A 24827-nucleotide genomic window follows, 5' to 3' on the forward strand; every position below is an offset into this window, starting at 1 on the left:
CGAGTGGCGAATCATTTCTCAGAAAGCTGGCCGCTGACAACATCTGGCAGAGCCCGCTGGGGAGGCCCGCAACATTTGTGCAAGGTTTGGATAAGGGTTGTGCGACATTTGGGCAAAAAAAATCGGGCGCGGCTGAAAATCTGTGCGCTTACCGAGCGTTAGGGGTATTCCCTTTGAAGCCCCTTTCAGTAGTGTAGCTACACTTTAACGAACCGCCCTGTCGCAAGAGCATGGGCATAACAAAAAAGTTCATGGGAGGAGTACTCTATGGATCGTCGTTCTTTTCTGAAGACTTCGGCAATGGGTGGCACTGCAGCTGCCGCCACAACCCTGGCCGCACCAGCTTATGCGCAGGGCAAGCGGACCCTTACGATGGTGACCACATGGCCGCGCGGCCTTGCCGGTGTCTGGGATTCGGTCGAGCGCGTCGCGCAGGGCATCACCGAAATCACCGATGGGCAGGTGACGGTTGAAGCCAAGGCCGCGGGCGAACTCGTCGGCGCGCTGGAAGTGTTCGACGCCGTGACTGCAGGTCAGGCCGACATGTACCACGGTGCGGATTACTACTTTGTCGGTCAGCACCCGGCCTTCGCTTATTTTACCGCAGTTCCCTTTGGCATGACCGCGCCGGAAATCATGACCTGGTACTATGGTCAGGACGGCATGGCGCTGCACCACGAACTGGGTGAAATCTTTGGTATCCGTTCCTTCCTCGCAGGTCAGACAGGCGCGCAGGGTGGTGGCTGGTTCCGCAACCCGGTTACCTCGGCAGACGATTTCAAGGGGCTCAAGTTCCGTATGCCCGGTCTGGGCGGCGAAGCCCTGTCGAAACTGGGCGCTTCGGTTCAGGTTCTGCCGGGCGGCGAAATCTACCAGGCGCTGTCGACCGGTGCTCTGGACGCGACCGAATGGATCGGCCCGTGGTCGGACGAAAAGCTGGGTTTGCAGGAAGTTTGTCCGCACTACTACCCGGCCGGTTTCCACGAGCCCGGTGCGGCCCTGTCGGTTGCGGTCAACCTTGAAGTGTTCAACAGCCTGACCCCGGCGCAGCAGAAAGCCATCGAGGTGGTTTCCGGTGAAGCGCACCAGGCCAACTATGCACAGTTCATCGCGAACAACGGCCCCGCGCTCGAGCGTCTGAAATCGGGCGGCACGCAGATCCACGAATTCTCCAGCGATGTCTGGGATGCCTTCGGTGCGGCTTCGGTGGAACTGCTTAACGGCTACACCAGCGATGACACCTTCAAGAAGATCCACGATTCCGCGCAGGCGTCGATGCGCGCCTCCTCGGGCTGGCTCTCGGTGTCCGACAGCTTCTACTCGCGCGAGCGCAACCGCGTTCTTGCGTCGATGTAATCTGCTTCAAACGTGTTATAAACCGGTCGCGCGCGGTCTCCGCGCGCGACCTTTTCAGACCTAGGGGCAAATCCGAATGGGCGACGCTTTGATCTGGCTGGTGCAGAATATTGCGCTTGGCTTTTACAACATATTCTATGCCCTCTCCCATCCCGCCCTCTGGCTGGACTGGTCCGACAAGCAGGCGTTGATCCGGTTCATCTATTACGGCGCCTCGGTCGAACTCTTCTTTGCCGTCTTCGACATCGTTCTGGTGATCACCATCATCGGGTTGATCCGCCCGGCCTTTATGTGGGGCTGCGTGCGCGTGCTTGAAGGGTTCGCCAACACGGTTGGGCGCACGGCGGCCTGGGTCGGTCTGCTTATGGTCCTGCAGCAGGTGATGATCGTTTTCCTGCAATCGATCTTCCGCCTCGGCGAACTTACCATTTCACCGGTTGGCTTCGGTTTCACCCAGTCGGTTGGATGGTTCACTGAAGAACTCAAGCTTTACAACGCGATGGTCGTTGCGCTTTGCGTCACCTACACTTTCGTGCAAGGCGGTCATGTGCGCGTCGACCTTGTCTATTCGGTCGTGAAATTCCGCACCAAGAAGATCATCGACATGTTCGGGTCTATCTTCTTCATGGTGCCCGCGGCGGTGCTGACATGGCTCTATGCGTGGTTCTTCCTGTGGCGGAACATGATCACGCCAAAAGTGTCGGCGACCGACAAGCTCGACCTGATGCTGCGCAAGGCGCAGATCGTCAAATGGAACGTCGAAACCATCGGCTTCTCGCCGAACGGATTCAACGGCTATTTCCTCTTCAAGATCCTGATGGTCATCTTCACCGGCATGGTGCTGATCCATGCGATCGCGTTCTTCTATCGCTCGCTGCTGGAATTCCGCGAGGGCGAAGAGAGCGAGAACAAGTATCTCGACCGTGACACGCTGGGCGCGGGCGAAGAAGCCTACGAAGGCACACACTAAGGGAACGACATATGTTTTTGGGTTTAGACGGCGTCGAGATCGGCCTGATCATCGTTCTGCTCTGCCTCTTCGCAGGTATTCTTTCGGGCTTTCCGGTGGCATTCGCCATTTCCGGTGCCGGTGCCATTTCCTTTGGCATCATCGCCGGGCTCGACAGTGCCGGATTGCTGATCCATCAGGCGATCGACACCGGGTCGGACGCCTATCAGCAGCTTGTTAATTCCGGAGTTCACAGGGATGCCATATCGGTCTTCCGATACCCCGAGCTACCACGCTACGAAACGCCGGTGTTCGACGGTGGTTGGGAACAGGCGCTGAACCGCAACCTTTCCTTTATCGTCAACCGTATGAACGACCGTGTCTTTGCCGGTCAGTCCATCGAGACGCTGCTTGCGGTTCTGATGTTCGTGATGATGGGCATCGTGCTCGAACGCTCGAAAATTGCCGAAGATCTTCTGACCACGATGGCGCGTGTCTTTGGCCCCTTGCCGGGCGGTCTGGCCGTTTCGGTTGTCGTCGTGGGCGCCTTCCTTGCCGCCTCGACTGGGATCGTCGGCGCGACCGTGGTGACCATGGGGCTGCTCTCCCTTCCGACCATGCTGCGCAACGGCTATTCACCCGAGATTTCGACTGGTGTCATCGCGGCCTCGGGAACGTTGGGGCAGATCATTCCGCCGTCCATCGTGATCGTTCTGCTGGGCACGCTCGCGGGTGATCTCTATTCCACCGCGCAAGAGGCGCGGGCGCAGGCGGCGGGTTGTTCCGACGCGCTGACCTATCTGGGCCGTCCGGCGGTTGTTTCCGTGGGCACGCTGTTCCAGTCGGCCATGCTGCCCGGCATTCTGCTGGCAATCCTCTACGCAGGCTACGCCTTTGTTTATGCGCTGCTGAACCCGTCACGTGCACCTGCCGTTACGCTTGCTGCGCGGGTCGGCAACCCGCTGACCCGTAACGAACGTCTTGGCTGGTTCATCGCCGCGCCGGTTCTGCTGATCGGTGGCGCGGTCTTGCTTGCCGAAATCGGCGTGATCGGTGCACAGGACCGGCATCTCGACACCAGTAGCAGTGCCGAAAACGTTTCGATCCTGCGCACGAATGTCAGCGAACAGTGCCAGGCCTCGATGATCGAGCTGCACGGGCAGGAAAAATGGGATGAATCCGTAGCACTGCGTGCGTCGGGGGCGGCTGCCGTGGCCGAGGCCGAAGCACAGGCAGCGGAAGACGCCGCCGAAGCAGACGGTCTTGAAACACCGGCCGATGCTGTGCCGGTCATGAATGCCGCACCGATCGGCACCGGCGTTGCCACCATCGTGGTTCTGCTGGGTCTGGTCCTCACCACGGCGCGCGGCGTTGCGCCGATGGCGTCACCGGTTCCGTTGCTGGTGGGTGCGCTTGGGCTTGTCCTCGTTCTGATCGTCGATCTGCTGCTGATCGGTCCGCTGACTTCGTCGGGTGCCACGGTGCTGTTGCTGGCGATCCCGCTGGCGATCACGCTCTGGTCCTGTCGGCACGCGGCCGCACGGCTGGCGCAAAACGACCTGATCCGTGTCGTCTTTCCGCCGCTGGTCCTGATCGTGGCGGTGCTGGGGTCGATACTTGGCGGGATCACTAACCCGACACCGGCAGCGGCGCTTGGCGCGGCAGGGGCCATCATGCTCGCCGCCTATCGCAAGCTCAAGGACGAGGGCGGATCGGGCAAGATCATCATCATGGCCACGCTGGCCGTTGTCGTGATGATCCTGCTTGGGATGAACTTTGACCTGCGGATCAATCAGGCGAATGTGACGTTTGAAGGCTGGGTCGCGTTCTTCCTTGCCTATGCAAGCTACATGGTTGCGGCTTTCGGTCTGGCCTATTCCTGCTGGGTGCTTTACCGCACCGGCGTTCTGCGGCCGGTTGTGCGCGAAACAGCCAAGGTCACCTCGATGGTGTTCACCATCCTGATCGGGTCGCAACTGCTGAACCTCGTGGTGATCTCTTTTGGGGGCGAGCATTACATCCAGCAGTTCCTGATGAGCTTTGACAACGAATTCAAAGTTTTCCTGATCGTTATGCTGGTGCTGTTCGTGCTGGGCTTTGTGCTCGATTTCCTCGAGATCATTTACATCGTCGTGCCAATCGTCGGCCCCGTCATCTACGGGGGCAGCTTTGATCCGAAATGGGTGACGATCATGATCGCGGTGAACCTGCAGACGTCCTTCCTGACGCCGCCTTTCGGGTTCGCGCTCTTCTATCTGCGCGGCGTTGCCCCACCAGAGGTGACAACCGGACATATCTATCGCGGTATCCTGCCCTTCGTGCTGATCCAAGTCGCGGGTCTGGGGCTGCTCTGGCTGTTCCCTGCCATCGTGACGATCGTGCCGCAGATACTCGGTGGTTACTGATCCCGGTAACTGCTTCTCGTTAAATAAAAAAAACCGCGCCTCTTCCGGGGCGCGGTTTTGTCGTTTCAGGCTGTCGGTCGGGTTTATTCCAGAACCTGCTTGCGCGCGGCGCTGGCCTCGAGATCAAGATGCCCGCGCAGACCGTCGGGCATGGCGAGGTGGCGCGCCAGATCGTCGAGATAGGCCTTTTCCTCGGGCGTATCGGGATCGACCGCAAGAACCGAGGCCAGATAGATCTCGGCGCGCTGCTCATCCGTCCGGGCAAGTCGCGCGGTGGCCGAGGAATCTGCAGGGGCCGAGAAACAGTCGAACAGGGCGGCTTTCTCTTCGGCGCCAAGGCCCAGCTGCTCGATCTGCTCGCGGATACGCATGTGTTCGTCCTGATCTATGTGATCGTCAGATTTGGCGGCCGAAATCATCGCGCGCATCAGCGACAGGCGGAAATCCTGACCGCTGGCATCCTGATCGTTCTCGATATCAAACCCGCTGTTCGCGGGCGGCTTCGGTAGGTTCAGCGGAGCTTCCTCGGTGCCCGAGCTCTGGTTCGTCTGCCAGTCGCGATAGGCCTTGTAGGCCAGCCCGCCGACAGCGGCGAGCCCGCCGTATTTCAGCGCCTTGCCGCCCAGCTTGCGGCCCTTCTTGGTGCCGAGCAGCAGCGCGATCATGCCACCGGCTGCGGCACCGCCGCCAAGCCCGCCAGGCAGGTTCGACATCCGGTCGCTGACAGATGTTCCCTGTTTCGACCCGCCCTGACCGGACTGACCCGAGCCCAGAAAACTGTCCAGCAGCCTGTTGATATCCATCGTAAATCTCCCTGTACAAATACGGTTGTAACCGAGGTGGGCACGGGGGCGTGGCAAATCAAGAAAGCTGCAGTGAGGGGGGAGAGGCACGTGTCCCACGCAGGAGAAACCGGCAGATATCCGCCGTCATAACGAGGCCAACAGACGGCGTCAGCCGCTGGTCGGGCGGCGGTCGGGAAGGTTGATGTTGGCGACCTGTTCGGCAATCGGATCGGTCGACAAGGGATGAAGGTCAGAGGAATAGGCCGCAGGGTCGCGCATCTGCTGCCATTCGCCCCCCAGGTAGACCTCAAGCCCCGAGAACTTGGACTTGTAATCCATTTTCTGGCTGCCCGGCACCCAGTATCCGAGATAGACGTAAGGTAGCCCCGCATCGCGGGCAATCTGTACGTGATCGAGGATCATGTAGGTGCCCAGGCTCGCACGGGGACGGTCGGGGGTGTAAAAGGAATAGACCATGCTCAGCCCGTCATCGAGCACGTCCGTCAGGCTGACACCGATCATCTCGTTTTCTTCGGGATCGGAATATTCGATCACCCGGCTGCGGATCGGGGTTTCCTCGATCATCGCGGCGAATTCGAAGACGTCCATATCGGCCATGCCGCCGTCCGCGTGACGTGAATCGAGATAACGGCGAAACAGATCGTACTGGTCTTCGGTCGCCCAGGGGGAGGTGGCCTTGCGGTGGATTTCGGCATTTCGCGAAATCACTTTGCGTTGGTTGCGCGAGGCCTTGAACCGCGACACGTCGATCCGCGCTGATAGGCAAGCGGAACATTCCGCGCAGGACGGGCGGTACAACACGTTTTGCGACCGGCGGAAGCCCTGCTGCGAGAGAGAGTTGTTCAGCTTGTCCGAGTTTTCGCCCTGCAGTGCCGTGAACAGCTTACGCTCCATCCTGCCCTCGAGGTAAGGGCAGGGCTGAGGCGCAGTTACATAGAACTGCGGAGCTATTGGCAAAGTGTGGCGCATTAATCATTCATCGTACTGTTTCAATGATGATAACAACGCGATACGGCCCCGCCAAGTGGCGAAGTTAACTCACGGCCGATGCGCGGCGATTGAGCGCGACCGAACCGAGTAGGGAATCCGTGAGGCCCTGCGCCCGCGACCCGGTCATCATCATGATTACCGAGATGACCTGAAGGATCGGCACGGCCATGCTGAGCGTATAGCCAAAGGTGTGCAGAAAAGCCAGCGAAAGGTCGAAAGGCCGTCCGTTGATGTCGCGCAACTCCAGCCCGACAAAGCGCATGCCCCAAGTGGCAGAGCCGTTTGCGATGGTTACTGTCCGGTAAATAAAACCAATTGTCAGGTAGAGGATGGGCCAGACGAAGAGCCCGACAAAGGCGGTCAGCACGACCACGACCAGAGAGAGCAACACGATCAGGATCGTGTCGACAATCCAGGCGATGAGACGCTTGGCCGGTACGTTTTCGTAAAATTGCGGCTGTCGATCCGCATCGGGCAGGGCTGACATGGTCGCTAGGGTCCTTTGTTTAGCAATAAGCGGCAATCCCTGCCGGTCGCAGGGATTGCATAAATATCGGTCAAAGTGTCGATTCGGTGCCGTTATCTTCGTTCTTGCGGGCACGTTCGTCGATGAACTGGTCGAACTCGGCCTTGTCCTTGGCTTCGCGCAGTCGCTCGAGGAATGCCTCGAAATCATGCTGCTCCTGCTCAAGCCGTTTCAGGGTATCGGCCTTGTAGGCGTCAAAGGCGCTGTTCCCGGTGGTCGAGGACATGCTGAATTGCGTCGAATTCCACGCCGAGCGGCGTTTGCAGGAAGATTTGAACATGCGTTTACTCCAGATCATATAGGCAAGAAGGGCAAGACCTACAGGCCAGAAGAAGACAAAACCGAGTACCATCACGGCGATCCACGCGCCTTTACCGCGTGTGTCGAGCCAGTGTTCGGCCTTGGAAAGCCAGCCCATCGGCGATGGGGCGTGGGCAGTGCTGGTCAGTGTTTGCATCGTCGTCAGTCTCCGGTGTTGGATCATGTGGATGTGAATGTCTTTCACATTACGACAGATGGGAAGCCACCGGGCCCTCTGCAAGGGGTGATGTGAAAAGAATTTACATTAATGCGTCTGACCGGGCCGGGGCAGCCGCTATTCGGTGAACTCGACTAATTCGGCGCCGGTCAGAACGGATAAGCGCTTCGGCGCGATGGCAAATACATGGTGCGGCGTACCGGCTGCGGCCCAGATAACCTCGAAATCCATCAGGCGCGGATCAAGGAAGCTGCGGATCGGGTTGAGATGGCCCACCGGTGACACGCCGCCAATGGCAAATGCGGTCTGTGCCCGGATCAGGGCGGCATCCGCCTTGTCGAGCGGTTCACCCGCCAGCGCGGTCGCCTTGTCCGCATCGACGCGATTACCACCCGCCGTCACGAAAAGCAGCGCCTCATTGCTCCCCGTTCCGCGAAAGATGATCGACTTGGCAATCTGATCGACCCCGCAGCCCAGCGCATCGGCGGCATCCTGTGCCGTGCGGGCCAATGCGGTTTCGCGAATGTCCGGGGTTTCGCCTGCGGCTTCAAGGGCGGCGCGGACGCGTTTCAGGCTCTTGCTCATTCTTCTTTCTCTCAATTGACGCGGCTGGACGGGCGTGCATGTTGAAAACCATGTTACAAAGCGAAAATCCACCCCCGGACCTTCCCGAGATGCTGGCGCTGGAAACCTCGGTCTGGGAGGCGCTGGCCCGGGGCGATACCGAGGCCGATCGCGCGGCCCTTTCACCCGATTTCCTTGGCGTCTATCCAAGCGGGTTCTCCGACCGAGAAGGCCATGTTTCCCAGCTAGATGCGGGGCCGAGCATTGCCGAATACGCGCTGAGCGAAACGCGCATTCAGGTCTATGCGCCGGATCTGGCCATGCTGTCATACCGCGCGCGGTTCCGGCGCGGGCAGGACTGGCATGACATGTATGTTTCCTCTCTCTGGGAGCGTCATGGGCAGGGATGGCACAACCTCTTCTCGCAGGATACGCCGGTCGAGGCTCCTTGAACCCTTGCGCCGCCGCGCGCGTCATGATTGCGTCAGACCATGGAATTCGTCCGTCAAATCACCCGTCTGCCCCGCGCCTATGATCCCGAACTGGGGCAGGATTGTCTTGACCGTATGCCCGGTCTCAGCGGCGATCTGGCCGAGCTGATCCGGGGCGCGGCGGGCAGCAGCCCCTATCTCAAGGAACTGGCCGAACGCCAGAAGGACTGGCTGGTTCCCGCGCTCGAGGATGCGGACGCGGCCCTTGCGGCACTGTTCGATGACGTCGCGGCAAAGCGCGAAGACCTGCCAAAGCCGGATGAGCTGAAACCCGTGCTGCGGCGGGCCAAGCAGCGGGTCGCGCTGATCGCCGGACTCGCCGATCTGGCCGGGGTCTGGCCGCTTGAACGCGTGACCGGCGCGCTCAGCGAATTCGCGGCGTTGGCCTGCGATGTGGCGATCAAGGCAGAGATCGCACAGCTTGTACGGCGCGGGAAACTGCCGGGGCAGGGCGAAGATGACATCGCCGAGGCGGCGGGCCTTGTGGTGCTGGCGATGGGCAAGATGGGCGCGGGCGAGCTGAACTATTCCTCGGATATCGACCTGATCGTGCTGTTCGATGAAATTCGCTATGACGCGGATGATTTTCATGACGCTCGGCAGGGTCTTGTCCGGGCGACCCGCAACATGTGCGCGACGCTCAGCGACAGGACCGGCGACGGCTATGTCTTTCGCACCGATCTGCGGCTTCGCCCGGATCCTTCTGTCACACCGGTCTGCATGTCGATGGCGGCGGCCGAAACCTACTACGAAAGCCTTGGCCGCACATGGGAACGCGCGGCCTATATCAAGGCCAACCCCGTGGCGGGCGATCTCAAGGCGGGGGCGCGGTTCATCAAGACCCTGCGCCCCTTCATCTGGCGGCGGCATCTCGACTTCGCCGCGATACAGGACGCTCATGACATGCGCCTGCGCATCCGGCAGACCAAGGGGCTTGGCGGCGCGATCACGGTGCCGGGCCATGACATGAAACTTGGGCGCGGCGGTATCCGCGAGATCGAATTCTTCACCCAGACCCGACAGCTTATCGCAGGCGGGCGCGACGAAAGCCTGCGTCTGCGCGGCACGGTACCGGGTTTGGAGGCGCTGGCCGCGCGTAACTGGCTCCCCTCGGACATAAGCAATCGCCTGATCGACTATTACCGCACCCATCGCGAAGTCGAACATCGCATCCAGATGGTGCATGACGCCCAGACCCACAAGGTGCCGGTCAACCCCGAGGAAATGGCCCGCGTCGCCTGCCTCATGGACAAGGACAGCGCGGCTCTGATCGCCGAACTGGCAGAACGGCTGAGCGCGGTGCATGAGCTGACCGAAGGCTTTTTCGCCCCCGACACCAACGGCACCCCACAGGAAGATCCGCCGCCCGAGATCGACATTTCGGTCTGTCGCCGCTGGCCAAGCTATCCGGCGCTACGATCCGAACGGGCGCGGCGCATTTTTGAACGGCTGCGCCCAGAGCTTCTCAACCGCCTGTCGCGCACCAGCGAGCCACAGGAAGCGCTTCTGGCACTTGACGGGTTTCTTGCCGGTCTGCCCGCCGGGGTGCAGCTCTTTTCGCTCTTCGAGGCAAATCCGCAGCTAATCGACTTGCTGGTGGATATTGTCGGCACCTCGCCCGCGCTGGCGGGCTACCTGTCGCGCAACGCCTCGGTTTTCGACGCGGTGATCGGTGGCGATTTCTTTGCCGACTGGCCGGGCGAGGAAGCGTTGACCAAGGGGGCGATCAATGCGCTGGCCCGCGAGCCGGATTATGAAAGCAAGCTCGACGCCGCACGGCGATGGGCCAAGGAATGGCGGTTCCGTATCGGGGTGCACCATCTGCGCGGCCTGATAAGCGCGGATGAGGCGGGCGCGCAATATGCCGATCTCGCCGACAGTGTGATCAAGGCGCTATTCCCGGTGGTCGTCACGCAATTCGCGGAAAAGCACGGGGCGCCGCCGGGCCGCGGGGCGGCAGTGCTGGGCATGGGCTCGCTTGGCGCGCGGGCGCTGAACGCGGCCTCCGATCTCGATCTGATCGTGATCTACGACCCCGAGGATCAGGAAAGCTCTGATGGGAAACGCCCGCTTGCCGCCCGTCCCTATTACGCGCGGCTGACGCAGGCGCTGATCACGGCGCTGACCGCGCCGATGGCCGAAGGGCGGCTTTACGAGGTGGATATGCGCCTGCGCCCCTCGGGCAATCAGGGGCCGGTCGCCACAAGCTGGACCAGCTTCCGCGACTACCAGCAGAACGAGGCATGGGTCTGGGAACATCTGGCCCTGACCCGGGCAAGGGTCATCACCGAGAGCGGCACAGGCCTTGGGCAGGAAATCGAAGCCTTCCGGGCGAAGCTTCTGGGGCAGCCGCAGGAACGCGAAAAAGTCCTGCGCGAGGTGGCCGAGATGCGCGACAGGCTCATGGCCGCGAAATCCCCCGACGGGCCGTGGGATGCCAAGACCGGGCCGGGGCGTATGCAGGATATTGAACTGGTCGCGCAGGCCGGCGCGCTGCTGGCGGGCGAACCAGTCGGCGGCGTTGGGAAGGGGCTCAGGGCGGCGGCGACGGCAGGATGGCTGTCGGAGGCGGATGCCGGCGCACTTGGTGCCGTTTACGACAGGCTCTGGGCCGTGCGCACGGCAGCACGGCTGCTCACCGGTGGTCCGCTTGACAGCGCCCGCATTGGCGAGGGCGGCGCAACCTTCCTGTGCCGGACGGCCAAAGCCGAGGATCTCGAAAGCTTGCAGGACGGGCTGGTTGCGTCCTATTCGGAAACCGCGGCCCGGATAGACGCGGCGCTTGAGGGGGTATCATGCGATGAAGAATGAAGACGACCCCAAAGGGCTTATCCGCGAAGCCTATCGGATCGACGGGATCACCCTTGCCGAATGCCGCTCGATCTTTCTCGACTGGGCGTTGAGCCTGCCTGCCGACGCGGATACCGCCCCGGCGATCGAGCGTCTGTCAGGCCATTACGGCCCGGATCATCCGGATCATCCGATGACCGCCGTGCTGGCCGAAGGCAAAACCACGCTGACGACGCCGCGCCGACGGGGCGGCTGGCGTTCGCGTCCGCGCAACTGACCCTTTCGCCTCGCCGCGCACCCGCGTATGAGACCGCCATGACAGAGAACCCAACCACCCCCGACCTGCCGCGCGTGCGCCTGAAACCCAAAGCCAATGCGCGCGGTATGCGCCGGGGCTTTCCATGGGTTTACGACAACGATCTGGTGACCGACCGGCGCACCCGTGCAATCACGCCCGGCGCGCTGGCGGTGCTTGAGGATAGCGAGCGCAACCCGATCTCGCTGGTGGCGGTCAATCCAACCTCCAAGATCATCTGCCGGGTGCTCGACACCGACCTGAATGCGACTGTCGACACCGGTTGGTTCGCCACACGGTTCGAACGCGCGCTTGCCCTGCGCGAACGGCTCTATGACGCGCCTTATTACCGGTTGGTCCATGCCGAGGCGGACGGGATGCCCGGCGTCGTGATTGACCGGTTCGGCGATACCTGTGTTGTGCAACCCAACGCCGCCTGGGCAGAGGCGCGGATCGATCAACTGGCCGAGGCGCTGGCGCAGGTGACCGGTGTGACCACGATCCTCAAGAACGCCAGTGGCCGGACCCGCGCCCTTGAAGGGCTGGACGATCAATCCTCGGTTCTGCTGGGCGAAGCCCCGACCAAACCGCTGCCGGTGCCGATGAACGGGGCGACCTATATGGCGGATCTGACCGGCGGGCAAAAGACCGGTCTGTTCTATGACCAGCGCCCCAATCACGCCTTTGCAGCCGGTCTGGCCAAGGACGCGCGGGTATTGGATGTCTTTTCGCATGTGGGGGGCTTTGCGCTTGCCACGCTGGCAGGCGGCGCAGCCTCGGCGCTGGCGGTCGACGGGTCGGCCCCGGCACTTGAACTGGCAGAAAAAGGAGCCGAGGCCGGTGGCGTGGCAGACCGCTTTACCACGCGACAGGGCGATGCGTTCGAGGCGCTGACAGCGCTTGGTCAGGAAGGTGCGCAATTCGACGTCGTGATCTGCGACCCGCCAGCTTTTGCACCAAACAAACAGGCGCTGGATGCCGGGCTGCGCGCCTATGAGCGGATTGCCAAGCTGGCTGCGCCGTTGGTCGCCGAGGGCGGCTATCTGGGTCTATGTTCCTGTTCGCACGCCGCCGATCTGGCCAAGTTCCGCGAGGCGAGCCTGCGTGGAATCGGACGCGCGGGCCGTCAGGCACAGCTTCTCTATACCGGCGCGGCGGGACCGGACCACCCGCAGCTGCCGCAGCTTGCAGAAAGCGGCTATCTCAAAGCGGTGTTCTTCCGGCTGTGAAAATCGTCATCGACACCTGCGTGCTTTACCCGACGGTGATGCGGGAAATGGTGCTGGCCGCCGCGGCGAAGGGCCATTTCACGCCGATCTGGTCGGCACGTATTCTCGAGGAATGGGCGCGGGCCGCGATCAAGTTGGGTCCGCAGGGCGAAATGCAGGCGCGGTCTGAAATCGCGCTTTTGCGGTCGCGCTGGCCCGATGCCGAACAGGCGGCTGCACCGGGGATCGAGGCGCGGCTCTGGCTGCCGGATCCGGCGGACCTGCATGTACTGGCCGTGGCTGTCGCTGCCTCGGCAGATGCGATCATGACCCTGAACGCCAAGGATTTCCCGCGCAATATTCTTGAGGAGGAAGGTCTGGCCCGCGTCGATGCCGATGGTTTCCTGCATGGCATCTGGCAAGAGCATCCAAATGATGTCGCGGATGCGGCCAACGCCGTTCTCGAGGAAGCCCGTCGCCTGTCGGACAAGGGGTGGGAGATGCGCGCGCTGCTCAAGAAAGCGCGCTTGCCGCGACTGGCAAAGGCGCTTGGGTGAACCGGCTCAGACGCCCCAGTCGCTTTCCAGCCGCTCCAGCGCGGCGATACGTTCCTGCGTTTTCGGGTGGCTCATCAGCCACGCGGGAGCAACACCGGCGCGGTTTTCCGTCAGAGCGTCCAGCTTGTTAAACAGCGATTTCTGCGCCGAGACGCCGATCCCGGCCTTGGTCAGCAAGGCGGCGGCATAGGCGTCGGCCTCGTATTCATCCTGACGCGACAGGCGCGCGGCCAATAGCGAGGTCAGCGCGCCCGCGATCCATGGTCCGATAAAGGGAATGAACCGCCCAAGCATCATCATCAGTGCCGTGCGCAGGGCGTTCTGCCCGGAAAAGTCGATCATCCGGCGCCGCGCATGGCCCAGTGCCACATGGCCCAGTTCATGGGCAATGACGCTCGACAGTTCCTCGCCGGTAACTTCGCCGTTCTGGAATTTGCGATAGAAACCGCGCGTGATGAATATTCGCCCGTCCGGCGCGGCAAGCCCGTTCACGGGGTCGATTTCGTAGATGTAGACGGGGATGCGCGCCACTTCGAGACTGGCCGCCAGACGGTCGGTCAGCTTTTTCAGGCGTGGATCGGCCAGCTCCGTCGATTTCGCGCTCAGTTCCTTTTGGGTACGCCAAACGGAAAAGCGATACATGACAATCGCATAGAGTATGGCCAGCAGGATCGGGGTAAAGCGCAGCATCACCCAGATATGGCGCGGCGAGAGATGGGAAACAAGGCGTCAGAGATCAAATTCGCTTGGTCGCAACATCGATCAAAGGCCGTTCGCTCGAACGAAATCGGGGGCAGCAGATGCCACCCCCGGTCGTGTTCCATTCGCGCGAGATCAGGTCGCCCGCCGACGTCTTGCCGCGAGCAGTCCCAGCGCACCCACCAGCAACATGCCCGTCGCAGGAAGCGGTATGGCTGGCGGTTGTGACGTGCGCAGCGGTCCTTCGAGCGTATAAGTGTTCAGGTAGGGACCAAGGTTATTCGGCGGCGCCAGCATCTCGAGATAGAGATAGGCCGATATATCCGTCGGGCTGCTGAAGTTCATCACGTAGGTCGACGGAAAGGTGTAGTTGACCGCCGTCTCGGATGTAACGCCAACGCCTAGCACATCGATGCCGAAAATCAAGGAATCCGGCTGGGTGCCGCGCGGCATATCGATCGTGAGCGTATATTGCTCGTTGGCGTAGAAATCGTAGAGCGTTTTCGAGCGCAGGATGGCCGGAGCGGACGATCCGGTGCCGTCAAGGTCGATACAGGTGGTCGGGCAGGCATAAGATCCGCCCGCGTTCAGGATATCGACATTACCCTGCACAATGTCCCAGTTCGTCAGATCGGTGACGGTCGTAAAACCTCCGCCGCCCTGATCGTCGTCCGAGAACGTGTCCTGAAAGATCACTGCTGCCTGCGTACTGCCTGCAACGAATGTGAATGCTGCCGCAAAGGCGGCAAGTCCAAGTCTGAGCATAATACCCCCGGTGAGTTCGTCATAAAATTAACCCAACGTTAACATGCAAGGGGGCTATTACAAAACGGTTTCTAAAAAGAGCCTTTCCGTCAGCGCGTAAGTTCGCGCATGCCTTTGCCAAGTCCGGCGAGAGTCATCGGAACCATCTGATCTTCAAAGATTTCCTGGATCATCTTGATGGAGTGGGTATACGCCCAGTATTTCTCGGGGACCGGGTTGATCCAGAGGTTCGACTGCCAGTGGTCGCGCGCCCGCTGCAGCCAAGTCTGCCCGGATTCGGGGTTCCAGTGCTCGTTCGCGCCACCCGGATAGGCGATTTCATAGGGGCTCATCGAGGCATCGCCGACAAAGATTGCCTTGTAATCCGGCCCGTAGGTGCGCAGCACTTCGTGGGTCGGTGTCTGCGCATCCCAGCGCCGCCGGTTGTCGCGCCAGACTCCTTCGTAGAGGCAGTTGTGGAAGTAGAAATACTCCATGTGCTTGAATTCGGACCGTGCGGCCGAGAACAGTTCTTCGACCACCTTGATGTGCGGGTCCATGGAGCCGCCCACGTCGAGAAACAGCAAAACCTTGACCGCGTTGCGCCGTTCTGGGCGAGTTTTCACGTCGAGATAGCCATGTTCGGCGGTGGATCGGATCGTGCCATCCAGATCAAGCTCGTCCGCGGCGCCCTCGCGCGCCCATCGACGCAGCCGTTTGAGCGCCACCTTGATGTTGCGCGTGCCCAACTCCACCGTGTCGTCGAGGTTCTTGAATTCGCGCTTGTCCCAGACCTTGACCGCGCGCTGGTGGCGGCTTTCTTTCTGGCCGATGCGCACGCCTTCGGGGTTGTAGCCGTAGGCGCCAAAGGGCGAAGTGCCGGCGGTGCCGATCCACTTGTTACCGCCCTGATGGCGGCCTTCCTGTTCCTTGAGCCGTTCGCGCAGGGTTTCCATCAGCTTTTCGAACCCGACAAGCGCTTCGATCTCGGCCTTTTCCTCGGGGCTTAGGTGCCTTTCGGCCATTTTCTCGAGCCAGTCGGCAGGAATGTCCACGGCCTCGAGAACCTGCTCGAAGCTGATGTTTTCCAACCCCTTGAAGCTGGCGGCAAAGGCCTGGTCGAACTTGTCGAGGTTGCGTTCGTCCTTCACCATCGACACGCGAGCGAGATAATAGAACGCCTCGACATCATAGGTCGCGAGGCCCTTTTTCATGGCTTCCAGAAAGCTCAGGAATTCACGCAGGGAGACCGGGATACCGGATTTGCGGAGATTCTCGAAGAACGGGAGAAACATGAAACTGGCCCCTGATTGCGTTTTGTTGCGTGCAGGTTAACGGCTCTCGCGCCGGGATGCCAGTGCGGCCCTAGATCGAGGCGCGGTGAATGAAAACCGTGGCGAACAGACCGACAATGGCAAGCGCGATGGCGCAGGCAGCGGCATACTGGAGCATGTCCAGCCTGTTGCCGCCCTTGCGCCGGGCGGTAATCGCTCCAAGAGCCGCGCCAAGTACGGCGCCCCCGATGACCAGCATGTGAATTCCTCGCTTTTAGTCAGCCGCGGGGCAGGGGCGAGAGATCCGAGATTTCGCGCATCTTTGCCTTGACCGCCGCGTCAGAGCCGAACCCGTATCGCGCCCATCCCAGACTGTCCAGCCTGACAGAACGCGCCTCGTCGGTTTGTCCCATCAGGTCGAGCGCTTCGGCCTTGAGGAGCATGAGCGTAGACATGAGCGCCGCGTTCTCGGCCCGTGCGGCGACCGGTATATAGGGATCGACCTGTTCCAGCGCGCTGGCGCCCCTGCCTTGCGAAATCGCAAAGGCGGCGGTTTGGGTCACGACAAAGGCGCGATGCAATTCGGTGCCCGGCGTGGCCGAAAGATAGCCCATTGCGCTTTCATAGTGCTGCTGGGCAAGGCGGGGGTCGTCGTTCTGGATCATCCTGCCCAGCATGTAATGACTGAAAGCGCGGCGGTGATCCATCCAGCCCAGATCCTGCGCCGTCCGCGCGGCACTGGCCGCCGCCGAGCGTCGGGCGTTGTTGCTCGACCCCGGGCCAAGCGCGATCTGCACATCGCCGATCCAGCTGCGCGGGGTGACCGAAATTGCATGGGATGGCTCGCTGTCGCCACGTGGGTTGAGCCGCGTCAGGATCGACGGCAGCCGCGCGGCGACTTCGGCTTTCGACATGCCTGAATGCAATTCGGGCGCATAGGTCGCGCGCAGGATCAGCATGTCATAGCCAGTCAGCACCGTGTGGACGTTGTCGTCGTTGAAAACGGAATCCTGCAACCGATAGAGATCGTTCAGCGGACCGATCGCCTGCGCGAGCTCCTCATGCAGGCAGTCGCGGATTTCCTGTGGCGGCGCGTCTTGGGGCACAAAGATGCCCATCTTGTAGCGTTCGCGCAGCAGCGACCAGTTGGTCGCGGGCTGTCGACGCTTACGTTTGAATTCCGCAAGGCTTTCCACATTGGGAACGACGAAACAGGCCGCCTGCGGCAAGGCTTTGCGGATATCTTCCCGGCTGACGGACTGGATCGTGATATTGGCATCCTGCGCTTCGCCGACCTGACGGATGTCGATCCCGGCCTCGCGCTGCAACCGGCCCACCAGCGCGGTCAGATCCGGGCGCAGGCTGGGCGCTGCATTGCCGGTGACGCGCACCGAAATCGGGCCTTCGAAACGGGTAAGGATCGGCAGCGGCCGACCGCTTTCCAATTCGAAATGCAGAGAAAGGAAATCGGCGGCGATGTTGGCGTTGGATGCCACAGGAGCACGCACCATCGTCGGGCCAAAGGTCTTGACCGGCGGCAGGGTGCTGTCCGCGATCCTCGCGCGGGTTGGCGTGTCCGAGGCGCCCCGGTCCGAGCAGGCTGCCAGAATGGTCGCAACAAGGATCAGGGCAAGGCGGATCATGGTCGGCTGTACTTGATAAAGGGTGTCTTGACGCCGATCCGGTCATAGAGCTTGCGCGCGGTCTCATTGAAATCCTGCGTGAGCCAGTAGACCGATGGCGCACCTGCGGTGTCAGCGGCGGCATAGACCGCTTCGATCAGCGCGCGCCCAACGCCGGTGCCGCGGCTTTCCGGCGTCGCATATAGATCCTGCAGATAACAGACATTCTCCACCTTCCAGCCGTGACGATGAAACAGGAAGTGCGTCAGCCCGATCAGCTTGTTGCCGCTCTCGGCCACAAAACAGCTGAAATCCTGTGGGTCATCGCCAATAAGCCGCGCAAAAGTGGAATCGTAAATTTCGGGCTCGACCGATGTCTCGTAGAACTCGAGATAGGCGGTCCAGAGCGCGGCCCAGCATTCCCGGTCGTCGGGGCGCAGAGGACGGATCAGGAAGGTATCTGGTTTGTTCATGGCCGCAAGGTGTCAGAGCGCGGGGCATCGCTCAAGTGAAATTCCTTGGACCCGCGCCCCTGACGGGTCGGGCCAGGCTAGCGGTTCTGCCCGCGTGCCATGAAGGCGAGACGTTCAAAGAGATGGACATCCTGTTCGTTCTTGAGCAGCGCGCCATGCAGCTTGGGCAGGGCATTGGCCCCGTCGCGCTTGAGATCTTCGGCTGTCATATCCTCGGCCAGCAGCAGCTTGAGCCAGTCCAGCACTTCGGATGTGGACGGCTTTTTCTTGAGCCCCGAGGTTTCGCGGAGTTCATAGAACTGGGTCAGCGCGGTGGTCAGCAGGCTTTCCTTGATGCCGGGGTGGTGCACTTCGACGATCTTGCGCATGGTCGCTTCGTCCGGGAAGCGGATGTAGTGAAAGAAGCAACGGCGCAAAAACGCGTCCGGCAGTTCCTTTTCATTATTAGAGGTGATGATCACCACCGGGCGCTGTGTCGCCTTGATGGTTTCGCCGGTCTCGTAGACGTAGAACTCCATCTTGTCGAGTTCCTGCAAGAGGTCGTTCGGGAACTCGATATCGGCCTTGTCGATCTCGTCGATCAGCAGGACGACCTTTTCATCCGCCTCGAAGGCCTGCCAGAGCTTGCCCTTCCTGATGTAGTTCTTCACGTCATGAACGCGCTCGTCGCCAAGCTGGCTGTCGCGCAGCCGGCTGACCGCGTCGTATTCATAAAGACCTTGCTGGGCGCGGGTGGTGGACTTGATGTTCCATTCGATCATCTTCAGGCCAAGGGCATCGGCCACCTGACGGGCCAGCTCGGTCTTGCCGGTGCCGGGTTCGCCTTTGACCAGCAGGGGGCGCTCGAGCGAGACCGCCGCGTTGACCGCAATGGTCAGGTCATCGGTTGCCACGTAATCCTTGGTACCTTCAAACTTCATGTTTACTCAATCCTTTGCCGTTCCCATGGCTATTGCGTTTCAGTTTATGCCTTTTAACCCGAGCGCGGCGTGATTGTGTAGTGACATTCTCGGACGGCTCGTCTAAACGCTGCGACATGGGGAGCCGGATGTCTAGGGAACAGTGATGCAGGACGTTTTTGGCCAGACAGAGGGAGCAGATATGAAGCAGGATGTTTTCCTGCCGGATGATTATCGTCCGGCCGAAGATGAACCGTTTATGAATGATAAGCAGGTTGAATATTTCCGACGCAAGCTGCTGAACTGGAAACAGGAACTACTGGCGGGAAGCCGCGACACGATCGAAGGTCTACAGGACGGGACACGCAATATCCCCGACGTGGCCGACCGTGCCAGCGAAGAAACCGACCGCGCCCTTGAACTGCGCACCCGCGACCGTCAGCGCAAGCTGGTCTCCAAGATCGACGCCGCGCTGCGCCGCATTGAAGAAGGCGAATACGGATACTGTGAAGTGACCGGTGAGCCGATTTCCCTGAAACGCCTCGATGCGCGCCCGATCGCGACGATGAGCCTCGAGGCGCAGGAACGCCACGAGCGCCGCGAAAAAGTCCACCGCGACGACTGATTTCGGTTGGCCTGACCGGTCAGCCAATGAATTGCTGCGCCGGGGCGGGTTGCCCCGGCGTTTTTGTTTATGACGAACGAGAGACTGATGGAACTGAAGGGGCGCGAGATCACCGTGCTGGGCGCCGGTATCGGCGGGTTGACGGCAGCGCTGGCGCTGGCGCGACGGGGTGCGCAGGTATGTGTGCTGGAACAGGCGGCCAAGCTGGCAGAGGTGGGGGCCGGGATCCAGATCAGCCAGAATGGCATGGTAGTCCTGCGCGCGCTTGATGTCTTTGGCGCTATCCCCGCCGGGGCGGTGCGCTCGGACGGGGTGGAGCTGCGGGATTTCAGGGCGGGGCGCATGGTGACTCGCCTGCCACCGCCAAAGGCTGGCCCGACATGGTATTTTCATCGCGCCGATCTGTTGGCCAGTCTTGAGACAGCTGCGCTGGGGGCCGGTGTAAGGATCGAGCTGGGGCAGCAGGTGGTCGGGCTGGAACAGGCCGGCAAAGCGGTGACTGTGAAGCTTGCGGATGGCGGCAGCATCGAAAGCCCGCTGGTCATCGGCGCGGACGGGGTGCGCGGCGTGTCGCGCGCTTATGTCTGTGGGCAGCAGGAGGCGCGGTTCTCGGGACAGGCCGCATGGCGCGCGGTCGTTCCGGCGACTGGCGGGGAAACCATCCGGGCGCTCCTGACCATGGCGCCCGGCCGCCATGTGGTGACCTATCCGCTGCGCGACGGCGCGTGGATGAATATCGTGGCAGTGGAGGATCGTCTCGACTGGCGGCAGGAAAGCTGGCGCGCGGAAGGTGACTTGGCCGAGTTCCAAGCGCGTTTCGGCGATTTCGGCGGTGAAGTGGGCGCATTGCTGCAGCGCGTGGACAAGGTGCATATCTGGGGGCTGCACCTGCATCCGGTTGCCGGGAGCTGGTATCGCGGGCAGGTGGCAGTTCTGGGAGACGCGGCCCATCCGACGCTGCCTTTCATGGCGCAAGGGGCCTGTCTTGCCATCGAGGACGGCTGGGTGCTGGCGCAGTCGCTGACAGAGGGCGGACTGGCGCAGTACGAAGCGATGCGGATCGACCGGGCCCGGCGCGTGGTGGCGGCGGCGCGGGGTAATACATGGAAGTTTCATGCGCCAAGCCCGTTTCGCGAAATCGGCCAGATCGCGCTGCGGCTTGGCGGCGAGAGGATCGCGCCCCGCTTTGAGTGGATATATGGCGCGGATGTAACCGCTTGAGGGGGACACTTGCCGAAGTGGCAAAGGGGCGCTGCCCCGTCGCCCCAAGGGGCGACTCCCCGGGATATTTTTGACCCAAAGAAGCCGGGGAATTAGATCAGCGCCATGCGTTCTGAGCGTTCCGGGTCTGGGAAGGGCCGGTAGAGTGAGAAATCGGCTGCATGGACCAGCGCACTGACCGCCTGATGCAGGGTTTCAACCTCTTCGCTTTGCTGGCCGGACAGGCGAAATGCCTGATCGAGCTGTGTCATGTCGGCGACTTCGACCTCGAGCAGGAAATCGCGATAGCAATCCGCAGCGAGGTTGAGTTTGCGTCGCAAGAGGCGCCAGCTTCCGATGACGCCGCGGCCTTGCAGGAAGCTCATCCATTCATCCACGGCCTTGGCAAAGGCCAGAGCCTTGGCATCGTCCCTGAGATCGATGGTCGCGCAATAAAGGTTCATTCAGCATCACTCCGCCGGTTTTCGGGGAGTTTGGCGCAAATGGGTTACCGGCCTGTTAAGAGGATCGGGGCGGGAACCGATATCCGGCACCCGCCCGTCGATCTTATTCCTCGCCGCCGGTGAGCGTGCCTTCGTCTGTCGCGTCTTCTTCTTCGCTTTCTGCAATCCAGGCGACGCTTACGACCTCTTCGCCCTTGGCGGTATTGAAGACACGGACACCCCCGGCGCTGCGCGAGCGGAAGGAGATGCCTTTGACCGGCACCCGGATCGACTGGCCGCGCGAGGTGGCAAGCATGATCTGGTCCTCGAGATCGACCGGGAAGGAGGCCACGAGATCGCCACCGCGCATTGCCTTGTCCATCGCCATGACGCCCATGCCGCCGCGTCCGCGCAGCGGGTAGTCATGGCTGGAGGACAGTTTGCCGGAACCCTTGGCGGTGATCGTCAGGATCAGGTTTTCCGCCGCCGACATCTCAGCATAGCGTTCCTGCGGCAGGGTGCTGTCCTCGTTGCCGCCATCCTCGTCGGATTCGGAATCGTTTTCGGTCACCCCGGCCATCAGGCGGCGCATCTTGAGATAGGAGGCGCGTTCGTCCGGTGTCGCTTCGAAATGGCGGATGATCGACATCGACACGACCCGGTCGCCATTGGTGAGGCGGATGCCGCGCACACCGGTGGATTTTCGGCCTTTGAAGACGCGGACATCGGTGGAGCGGAAACGGATCGCGCGGCCGGAGTCAGTCACCAGCATCACATCGTCATCTTCCGAGGCGATGCGGGCATTTACCAGTTCGACCCCTTCGGGCAGATCCATCGCGATCTTGCCGTTCCGCATCACATTGGTGAAGTCCGACAAGGCGTTACGGCGCACATCGCCCGCCGAAGTGGCAAACATGATCTGCAGATCGTCCCATTCTTTCTCATCCCGGTCGACCGGCATGATCGCGGCAATGGAAACCCCGGTCGGGATCGGCAGGATATTGACGATGGCCTTGCCCTTGGAGGTGCGACCGCCTTGCGGCAGGCGCCAGGTCTTGAGCTTGTAGACCATGCCTTCGGTTGTGAAGAACAGAAGCTGCGTATGTGTGTTGGCGACAAAGAGTGTCGTCACCACGTCATCTTCTTTCAGCCCGCCGCCGGAGACACCCTTGCCGCCGCGTTTCTGGGCGCGGAAATCGGCCAGCGGCGTACGCTTGATATATCCGCCCGAGGTGACCGTCACGACCATGTCAGCGCGTTCGATCAGGTCCTCGTCTTCCATATCACCGGACCAATCGACGATCTCGGTGCGTCGAGGCACGGCAAACAGGTCGCGGACCTCTTTCAGCTCGTCCGAGATGATCCCCATGATCCGGTCGCGCGAGCCGAGAATTTCGAGGTATTCCTTGATCTTGCCTGCCAGTTCCTCGAGCTCGTCGGTGACTTCTTTTACGCCGAGCTGGGTCAGGCGCTGCAGGCGGAGTTCGAGGATCGCACGGGCCTGGATCTCGGACAGGTTATAGGTCCCGTCCTCGTTCATGGTGTGGCTCGGGTCGTCGATCAGGCGGATGTATCCGGCGATTTCGGCGGCGGGCCAGCGGCGCGTCATCAGCTTTTCGCGGGCCTCGGCCGCATCGGCGGAGGCGCGGATCGTGGCGACGACCTCGTCCACGTTGGAAACGGCGACGGCCAGACCGCAGAGGATGTGGCTACGCTCGCGGGCCTTGCGCAATTCATAGGCGGTACGGCGGGCGACGACATCCTCGCGGAAATCGATGAAGGAGGTCAGGAAACGCCGCAGAGTGAGCGTTTCGGGACGGCCGCCGTTCAGCGCCAACATGTTGCAGCCAAAGGATGTTTGCATCGGGGTGAAGCGGAACAGCTGGTTCAGAACGACCTCGGCCGTGGCGTCGCGTTTCAGCTCGACGACAACGCGAACACCGTTCCGGTCGGATTCGTCCTGCACGTGGGCGATGCCTTCGAGACGTTTTTCGCGAGCGGCTTCGGCAATCTTTTCGATCATCGAGGCCTTGTTCACCTGATAGGGAATCTCGTCGATGACGATGGCCCAGCGATCCTTGCGGATCTCCTCGATCCGGGTCTTGGCGCGGATGATGACGCTGCCGCGGCCTTCGAGATAGGCTTTGCGGGCGCCGGATCGGCCGAGCATGATACCGCCGGTGGGGAAATCGGGGCCGGGGATATAGTCGATCAACTGCTCGGAGGTGAGGTCCGGATCTTCGATCAGCGCAAGGCAGGCATCGATGACTTCGCCAAGGTTGTGGGGCGGAATATTCGTCGCCATACCGACGGCGATACCGCCGGCGCCATTGACCAGCATGTTCGGGAAACGCGCGGGCAGAACCGTGGGTTCGCGGTCTTTGCCGTCGTAATTGTCTTGGAAATCAACGGTTTCCTTGTCGATATCGGCAAGGAGGTAGGCGGCGGGCTTGTCCATCCTCACTTCGGTGTAGCGCATGGCCGCGGCGTTGTCGCCGTCCATCGAACCAAAGTTGCCCTGACCGTCCAGAAGCGGCAGCGACATGGAGAAGGGCTGTGCCATACGCACCAGCGCGTCGTAGATCGCGCTGTCGCCATGGGGGTGGTATTTACCCATTACGTCGCCAACGGGACGCGCGGACTTGCGATAGGGCTTGTCATGCGCATTGTTGGTTTCATGCATCGCGTAAAGAATGCGGCGATGCACAGGTTTTAGGCCGTCGCGAAGATCCGGAATCGCCCGGCTGACGATGACCGACATGGCGTAATCCAGATAGGATGTACGCATCTCGGATTCGATGGACACGGACGGTCCCGAGTAGGCTGGCCGCTCGGGTGGCATTTCATCCATGTTTTCAGGGGGTTCTGGCGTATCAGTCAAGTCGGCTGCCCGTTCTTTGGTCGAGACTATATATTGTGGAGCGACCTTAGCAGAACCGTCATATGAGGTGCAATGCCTCGTGACCCGCTGCTTTGGCAGCCACCGGGAATAACTGCTAACAGATTGTTTTTGTTGATTTTAAAGATTTTGATTTCAAGATGGACCTACAGGCAAGTGTAAGAGGGTTCAAGATGGGAATGAGCGAAACGGAAATGATGCTGCGGGGCTATGGTCTGACGACGGCGGAATTCTACTACCGGATGCCGGATTACCGGAACGTGCTGAACAGCTTTGTCTGGCAGGAATACGACCTTGCGCCGGACCATCCGAAACTGTTCGAATTCGTGGAGTTCTGGAACAAGGAAATCGACGGGCCGCTGCATTCGGTGCGATTCACGCATCGCAAGTTGCTGAGCTCGGGCGAATGGCGCAATGTCACCGGAGAGTTCACGCTTCATTAACAAAAGGCGATAGCGGGCGGTGCACAAAGCGTGCACCCCCTGTACACCCCGTGTATGACATTCAGGCACGAAAACGCCCCTGACAGTGTTT

The 24827-nt window shown here is 61.2% G+C and carries 25 protein-coding genes; 11 read left to right on the forward strand and 14 right to left on the reverse strand.

The genetic code is table 11. The annotated features are described in order from the left end of the window. Positions 1–267: 267 nt before the first annotated feature. From MF268_RS12330 to MF268_RS12340, 3 genes are all read left to right on the forward strand, one after another. Positions 268–1356: a TRAP transporter substrate-binding protein gene (locus MF268_RS12330; RefSeq protein ID WP_238371175.1), complete on the forward strand. Its 1089-nt coding sequence runs from the start codon at positions 268–270 to the stop codon at positions 1354–1356. Positions 1357–1432: 76 nt separating this feature from the next. Beyond that, positions 1433–2326 (forward strand): TRAP transporter small permease subunit, encoded by an 894-nt coding sequence (locus tag MF268_RS12335; protein WP_238371176.1) that lies wholly within the window; start codon positions 1433–1435, stop codon positions 2324–2326. Between the two features lie 11 nt (positions 2327–2337). Continuing rightward, positions 2338–4710 carry a TRAP transporter large permease gene (locus tag MF268_RS12340; protein WP_238371177.1) on the forward strand — a complete coding sequence of 791 codons (2373 nt, stop codon included), beginning with the start codon at positions 2338–2340 and terminating at the stop codon, positions 4708–4710. An 83-nt stretch (positions 4711–4793) separates the two neighbouring features. Here MF268_RS12340 and MF268_RS12345 read toward each other — a convergent pair whose 3' ends face one another. From MF268_RS12345 to MF268_RS12365, 5 genes are all read right to left on the reverse strand, one after another. After that, on the reverse strand, positions 4794–5513 hold the full coding sequence (locus MF268_RS12345; RefSeq protein WP_238371178.1) for a tellurite resistance TerB family protein: 720 nt from the start codon (positions 5511–5513) through the stop codon (positions 4794–4796). Positions 5514–5663: 150 nt separating this feature from the next. Beyond that, positions 5664–6485 (reverse strand): arginyltransferase, encoded by an 822-nt coding sequence (locus MF268_RS12350; RefSeq protein ID WP_238371179.1) that lies wholly within the window; start codon positions 6483–6485, stop codon positions 5664–5666. Between the two features lie 64 nt (positions 6486–6549). Then, a complete protein-coding gene (locus tag MF268_RS12355; RefSeq protein ID WP_238371180.1) occupies positions 6550–6993 on the reverse strand; it encodes an RDD family protein in 444 nt (147 codons plus the stop codon). A gap of 70 nt (positions 6994–7063) precedes the next feature. Beyond that, complete coding sequence (locus MF268_RS12360; RefSeq protein WP_238371181.1) at positions 7064–7489, reverse strand: DUF2852 domain-containing protein; 426 nt, start codon at positions 7487–7489, stop codon at positions 7064–7066. A gap of 138 nt (positions 7490–7627) precedes the next feature. Further along, positions 7628–8095, reverse strand: a complete 468-nt coding sequence (locus MF268_RS12365; RefSeq protein WP_238371182.1) for a YbaK/EbsC family protein — start codon at positions 8093–8095, stop codon at positions 7628–7630. A gap of 38 nt (positions 8096–8133) precedes the next feature. Between MF268_RS12365 and MF268_RS12370 the strand changes: the two genes are divergently transcribed. The 5 genes from MF268_RS12370 to MF268_RS12390 are packed head-to-tail and all read left to right on the forward strand — an operon-like array spanning position 8134 to position 13415. Further along, complete coding sequence (locus tag MF268_RS12370) at positions 8134–8526, forward strand: nuclear transport factor 2 family protein (protein ID WP_238371183.1); 393 nt, start codon at positions 8134–8136, stop codon at positions 8524–8526. 39 nt (positions 8527–8565) lie between these two features. Next, positions 8566–11376 (forward strand): bifunctional [glutamine synthetase] adenylyltransferase/[glutamine synthetase]-adenylyl-L-tyrosine phosphorylase, encoded by a 2811-nt coding sequence (locus MF268_RS12375; RefSeq protein WP_238371184.1) that lies wholly within the window; start codon positions 8566–8568, stop codon positions 11374–11376. After that, positions 11366–11632, forward strand: coding sequence for a hypothetical protein (locus MF268_RS12380; protein ID WP_238371185.1), 267 nt, complete (start codon positions 11366–11368; stop codon positions 11630–11632). The genes MF268_RS12375 and MF268_RS12380 overlap by 11 nt, the downstream gene beginning before the upstream one ends. Before the next feature lie 38 nt (positions 11633–11670). Continuing rightward, positions 11671–12879 (forward strand): RSP_2647 family RNA methyltransferase, encoded by a 1209-nt coding sequence (locus tag MF268_RS12385; protein ID WP_238371186.1) that lies wholly within the window; start codon positions 11671–11673, stop codon positions 12877–12879. After that, on the forward strand, positions 12876–13415 hold the full coding sequence (locus tag MF268_RS12390; RefSeq protein ID WP_238371187.1) for an RSP_2648 family PIN domain-containing protein: 540 nt from the start codon (positions 12876–12878) through the stop codon (positions 13413–13415). Before MF268_RS12385 ends, MF268_RS12390 begins: the two co-directional genes overlap by 4 nt. A gap of 6 nt (positions 13416–13421) precedes the next feature. Here MF268_RS12390 and MF268_RS12395 read toward each other — a convergent pair whose 3' ends face one another. The 7 genes from MF268_RS12395 to MF268_RS12425 all read right to left on the reverse strand — a co-directional run bounded on the left by MF268_RS12395 (position 13422) and on the right by MF268_RS12425 (position 19147). Next, positions 13422–14105 (reverse strand): M48 family metalloprotease, encoded by a 684-nt coding sequence (locus MF268_RS12395; RefSeq protein WP_238371188.1) that lies wholly within the window; start codon positions 14103–14105, stop codon positions 13422–13424. Between the two features lie 144 nt (positions 14106–14249). Then, positions 14250–14879, reverse strand: coding sequence for a carbohydrate binding domain-containing protein (locus MF268_RS12400; RefSeq protein ID WP_238371189.1), 630 nt, complete (start codon positions 14877–14879; stop codon positions 14250–14252). An 89-nt stretch (positions 14880–14968) separates the two neighbouring features. Next, positions 14969–16153 carry a vWA domain-containing protein gene (locus MF268_RS12405; RefSeq protein ID WP_238371190.1) on the reverse strand — a complete coding sequence of 395 codons (1185 nt, stop codon included), beginning with the start codon at positions 16151–16153 and terminating at the stop codon, positions 14969–14971. A 70-nt stretch (positions 16154–16223) separates the two neighbouring features. Next, positions 16224–16391, reverse strand: coding sequence for a hypothetical protein (locus tag MF268_RS12410; RefSeq protein ID WP_088632434.1), 168 nt, complete (start codon positions 16389–16391; stop codon positions 16224–16226). Positions 16392–16410: 19 nt separating this feature from the next. Next, positions 16411–17775: a DUF2927 domain-containing protein gene (locus tag MF268_RS12415; protein WP_238371191.1), complete on the reverse strand. Its 1365-nt coding sequence runs from the start codon at positions 17773–17775 to the stop codon at positions 16411–16413. Next, positions 17772–18227, reverse strand: coding sequence for a GNAT family N-acetyltransferase (locus MF268_RS12420; RefSeq protein ID WP_238371192.1), 456 nt, complete (start codon positions 18225–18227; stop codon positions 17772–17774). The genes MF268_RS12415 and MF268_RS12420 overlap by 4 nt, the downstream gene beginning before the upstream one ends. A gap of 77 nt (positions 18228–18304) precedes the next feature. Beyond that, positions 18305–19147, reverse strand: a complete 843-nt coding sequence (locus MF268_RS12425) for an AAA family ATPase (protein WP_238371193.1) — start codon at positions 19145–19147, stop codon at positions 18305–18307. A gap of 181 nt (positions 19148–19328) precedes the next feature. Between MF268_RS12425 and dksA the strand changes: the two genes are divergently transcribed. Both dksA and MF268_RS12435 read left to right on the forward strand, forming a co-directional pair. Further along, positions 19329–19751, forward strand: a complete 423-nt coding sequence (gene dksA, locus MF268_RS12430; RefSeq protein ID WP_088632783.1) for an RNA polymerase-binding protein DksA — start codon at positions 19329–19331, stop codon at positions 19749–19751. Between the two features lie 69 nt (positions 19752–19820). After that, on the forward strand, positions 19821–20972 hold the full coding sequence (locus tag MF268_RS12435; protein ID WP_238371194.1) for an FAD-dependent monooxygenase: 1152 nt from the start codon (positions 19821–19823) through the stop codon (positions 20970–20972). Between the two features lie 92 nt (positions 20973–21064). On the opposite strand, the gene MF268_RS12440 is transcribed toward MF268_RS12435, so the two are convergent. Both MF268_RS12440 and gyrA read right to left on the reverse strand, forming a co-directional pair. Next, positions 21065–21415 carry a DUF6614 family protein gene (locus MF268_RS12440; protein WP_238371195.1) on the reverse strand — a complete coding sequence of 117 codons (351 nt, stop codon included), beginning with the start codon at positions 21413–21415 and terminating at the stop codon, positions 21065–21067. 103 nt (positions 21416–21518) lie between these two features. Continuing rightward, positions 21519–24245: a DNA gyrase subunit A gene (gyrA, locus tag MF268_RS12445; protein ID WP_238371542.1), complete on the reverse strand. Its 2727-nt coding sequence runs from the start codon at positions 24243–24245 to the stop codon at positions 21519–21521. Positions 24246–24466: 221 nt separating this feature from the next. Here gyrA and MF268_RS12450 point away from each other — a divergent pair, with 221 nt between their 5' ends. Continuing rightward, positions 24467–24736 (forward strand): usg protein, encoded by a 270-nt coding sequence (locus MF268_RS12450; RefSeq protein WP_238371196.1) that lies wholly within the window; start codon positions 24467–24469, stop codon positions 24734–24736. Positions 24737–24827: the final 91 nt, after the last annotated feature.

The sequence above is a fragment of the Heliomarina baculiformis genome (genome assembly GCF_019966545.1).
GTDB classification, from domain to species: Bacteria; Pseudomonadota; Alphaproteobacteria; order Rhodobacterales; family Rhodobacteraceae; genus Heliomarina; species Heliomarina baculiformis.

Excerpts from the sequence above, each read along its gene's own strand:
- MF268_RS12380 (WP_238371185.1), top strand. The coding sequence starts at position 11,366 with ATGAAGAATGAAGACGACCCCAAAGGGCTTATCCGCGAAGCCTATCGG.
- MF268_RS12365 (WP_238371182.1), bottom strand. The coding sequence starts at position 8,095 with ATGAGCAAGAGCCTGAAACGCGTCCGCGCCGCCCTTGAAGCCGCAGGC.
- MF268_RS12400 (WP_238371189.1), bottom strand. The coding sequence starts at position 14,879 with ATGCTCAGACTTGGACTTGCCGCCTTTGCGGCAGCATTCACATTCGTT.
- MF268_RS12360 (WP_238371181.1), bottom strand. The coding sequence starts at position 7,489 with ATGCAAACACTGACCAGCACTGCCCACGCCCCATCGCCGATGGGCTGG.
- MF268_RS12340 (WP_238371177.1), top strand. The coding sequence starts at position 2,338 with ATGTTTTTGGGTTTAGACGGCGTCGAGATCGGCCTGATCATCGTTCTG.
- MF268_RS12420 (WP_238371192.1), bottom strand. The coding sequence starts at position 18,227 with ATGAACAAACCAGATACCTTCCTGATCCGTCCTCTGCGCCCCGACGAC.
- MF268_RS12335 (WP_238371176.1), top strand. The coding sequence starts at position 1,433 with ATGGGCGACGCTTTGATCTGGCTGGTGCAGAATATTGCGCTTGGCTTT.
- MF268_RS12410 (WP_088632434.1), bottom strand. The coding sequence starts at position 16,391 with ATGCTGGTCATCGGGGGCGCCGTACTTGGCGCGGCTCTTGGAGCGATT.
- MF268_RS12415 (WP_238371191.1), bottom strand. The coding sequence starts at position 17,775 with ATGATCCGCCTTGCCCTGATCCTTGTTGCGACCATTCTGGCAGCCTGC.
- MF268_RS12330 (WP_238371175.1), top strand. The coding sequence starts at position 268 with ATGGATCGTCGTTCTTTTCTGAAGACTTCGGCAATGGGTGGCACTGCA.
- dksA (WP_088632783.1), top strand. The coding sequence starts at position 19,329 with ATGAAGCAGGATGTTTTCCTGCCGGATGATTATCGTCCGGCCGAAGAT.
- MF268_RS12435 (WP_238371194.1), top strand. The coding sequence starts at position 19,821 with ATGACGAACGAGAGACTGATGGAACTGAAGGGGCGCGAGATCACCGTG.
- MF268_RS12350 (WP_238371179.1), bottom strand. The coding sequence starts at position 6,485 with ATGCGCCACACTTTGCCAATAGCTCCGCAGTTCTATGTAACTGCGCCT.
- MF268_RS12355 (WP_238371180.1), bottom strand. The coding sequence starts at position 6,993 with ATGTCAGCCCTGCCCGATGCGGATCGACAGCCGCAATTTTACGAAAAC.
- MF268_RS12395 (WP_238371188.1), bottom strand. The coding sequence starts at position 14,105 with ATGCTGCGCTTTACCCCGATCCTGCTGGCCATACTCTATGCGATTGTC.
- MF268_RS12370 (WP_238371183.1), top strand. The coding sequence starts at position 8,134 with ATGTTGAAAACCATGTTACAAAGCGAAAATCCACCCCCGGACCTTCCC.
- MF268_RS12450 (WP_238371196.1), top strand. The coding sequence starts at position 24,467 with ATGGGAATGAGCGAAACGGAAATGATGCTGCGGGGCTATGGTCTGACG.
- MF268_RS12405 (WP_238371190.1), bottom strand. The coding sequence starts at position 16,153 with ATGTTTCTCCCGTTCTTCGAGAATCTCCGCAAATCCGGTATCCCGGTC.
- gyrA (WP_238371542.1), bottom strand. The coding sequence starts at position 24,245 with ATGGATGAAATGCCACCCGAGCGGCCAGCCTACTCGGGACCGTCCGTG.
- MF268_RS12425 (WP_238371193.1), bottom strand. The coding sequence starts at position 19,147 with ATGAAGTTTGAAGGTACCAAGGATTACGTGGCAACCGATGACCTGACC.
- MF268_RS12345 (WP_238371178.1), bottom strand. The coding sequence starts at position 5,513 with ATGGATATCAACAGGCTGCTGGACAGTTTTCTGGGCTCGGGTCAGTCC.
- MF268_RS12440 (WP_238371195.1), bottom strand. The coding sequence starts at position 21,415 with ATGAACCTTTATTGCGCGACCATCGATCTCAGGGACGATGCCAAGGCT.
- MF268_RS12385 (WP_238371186.1), top strand. The coding sequence starts at position 11,671 with ATGACAGAGAACCCAACCACCCCCGACCTGCCGCGCGTGCGCCTGAAA.
- MF268_RS12375 (WP_238371184.1), top strand. The coding sequence starts at position 8,566 with ATGGAATTCGTCCGTCAAATCACCCGTCTGCCCCGCGCCTATGATCCC.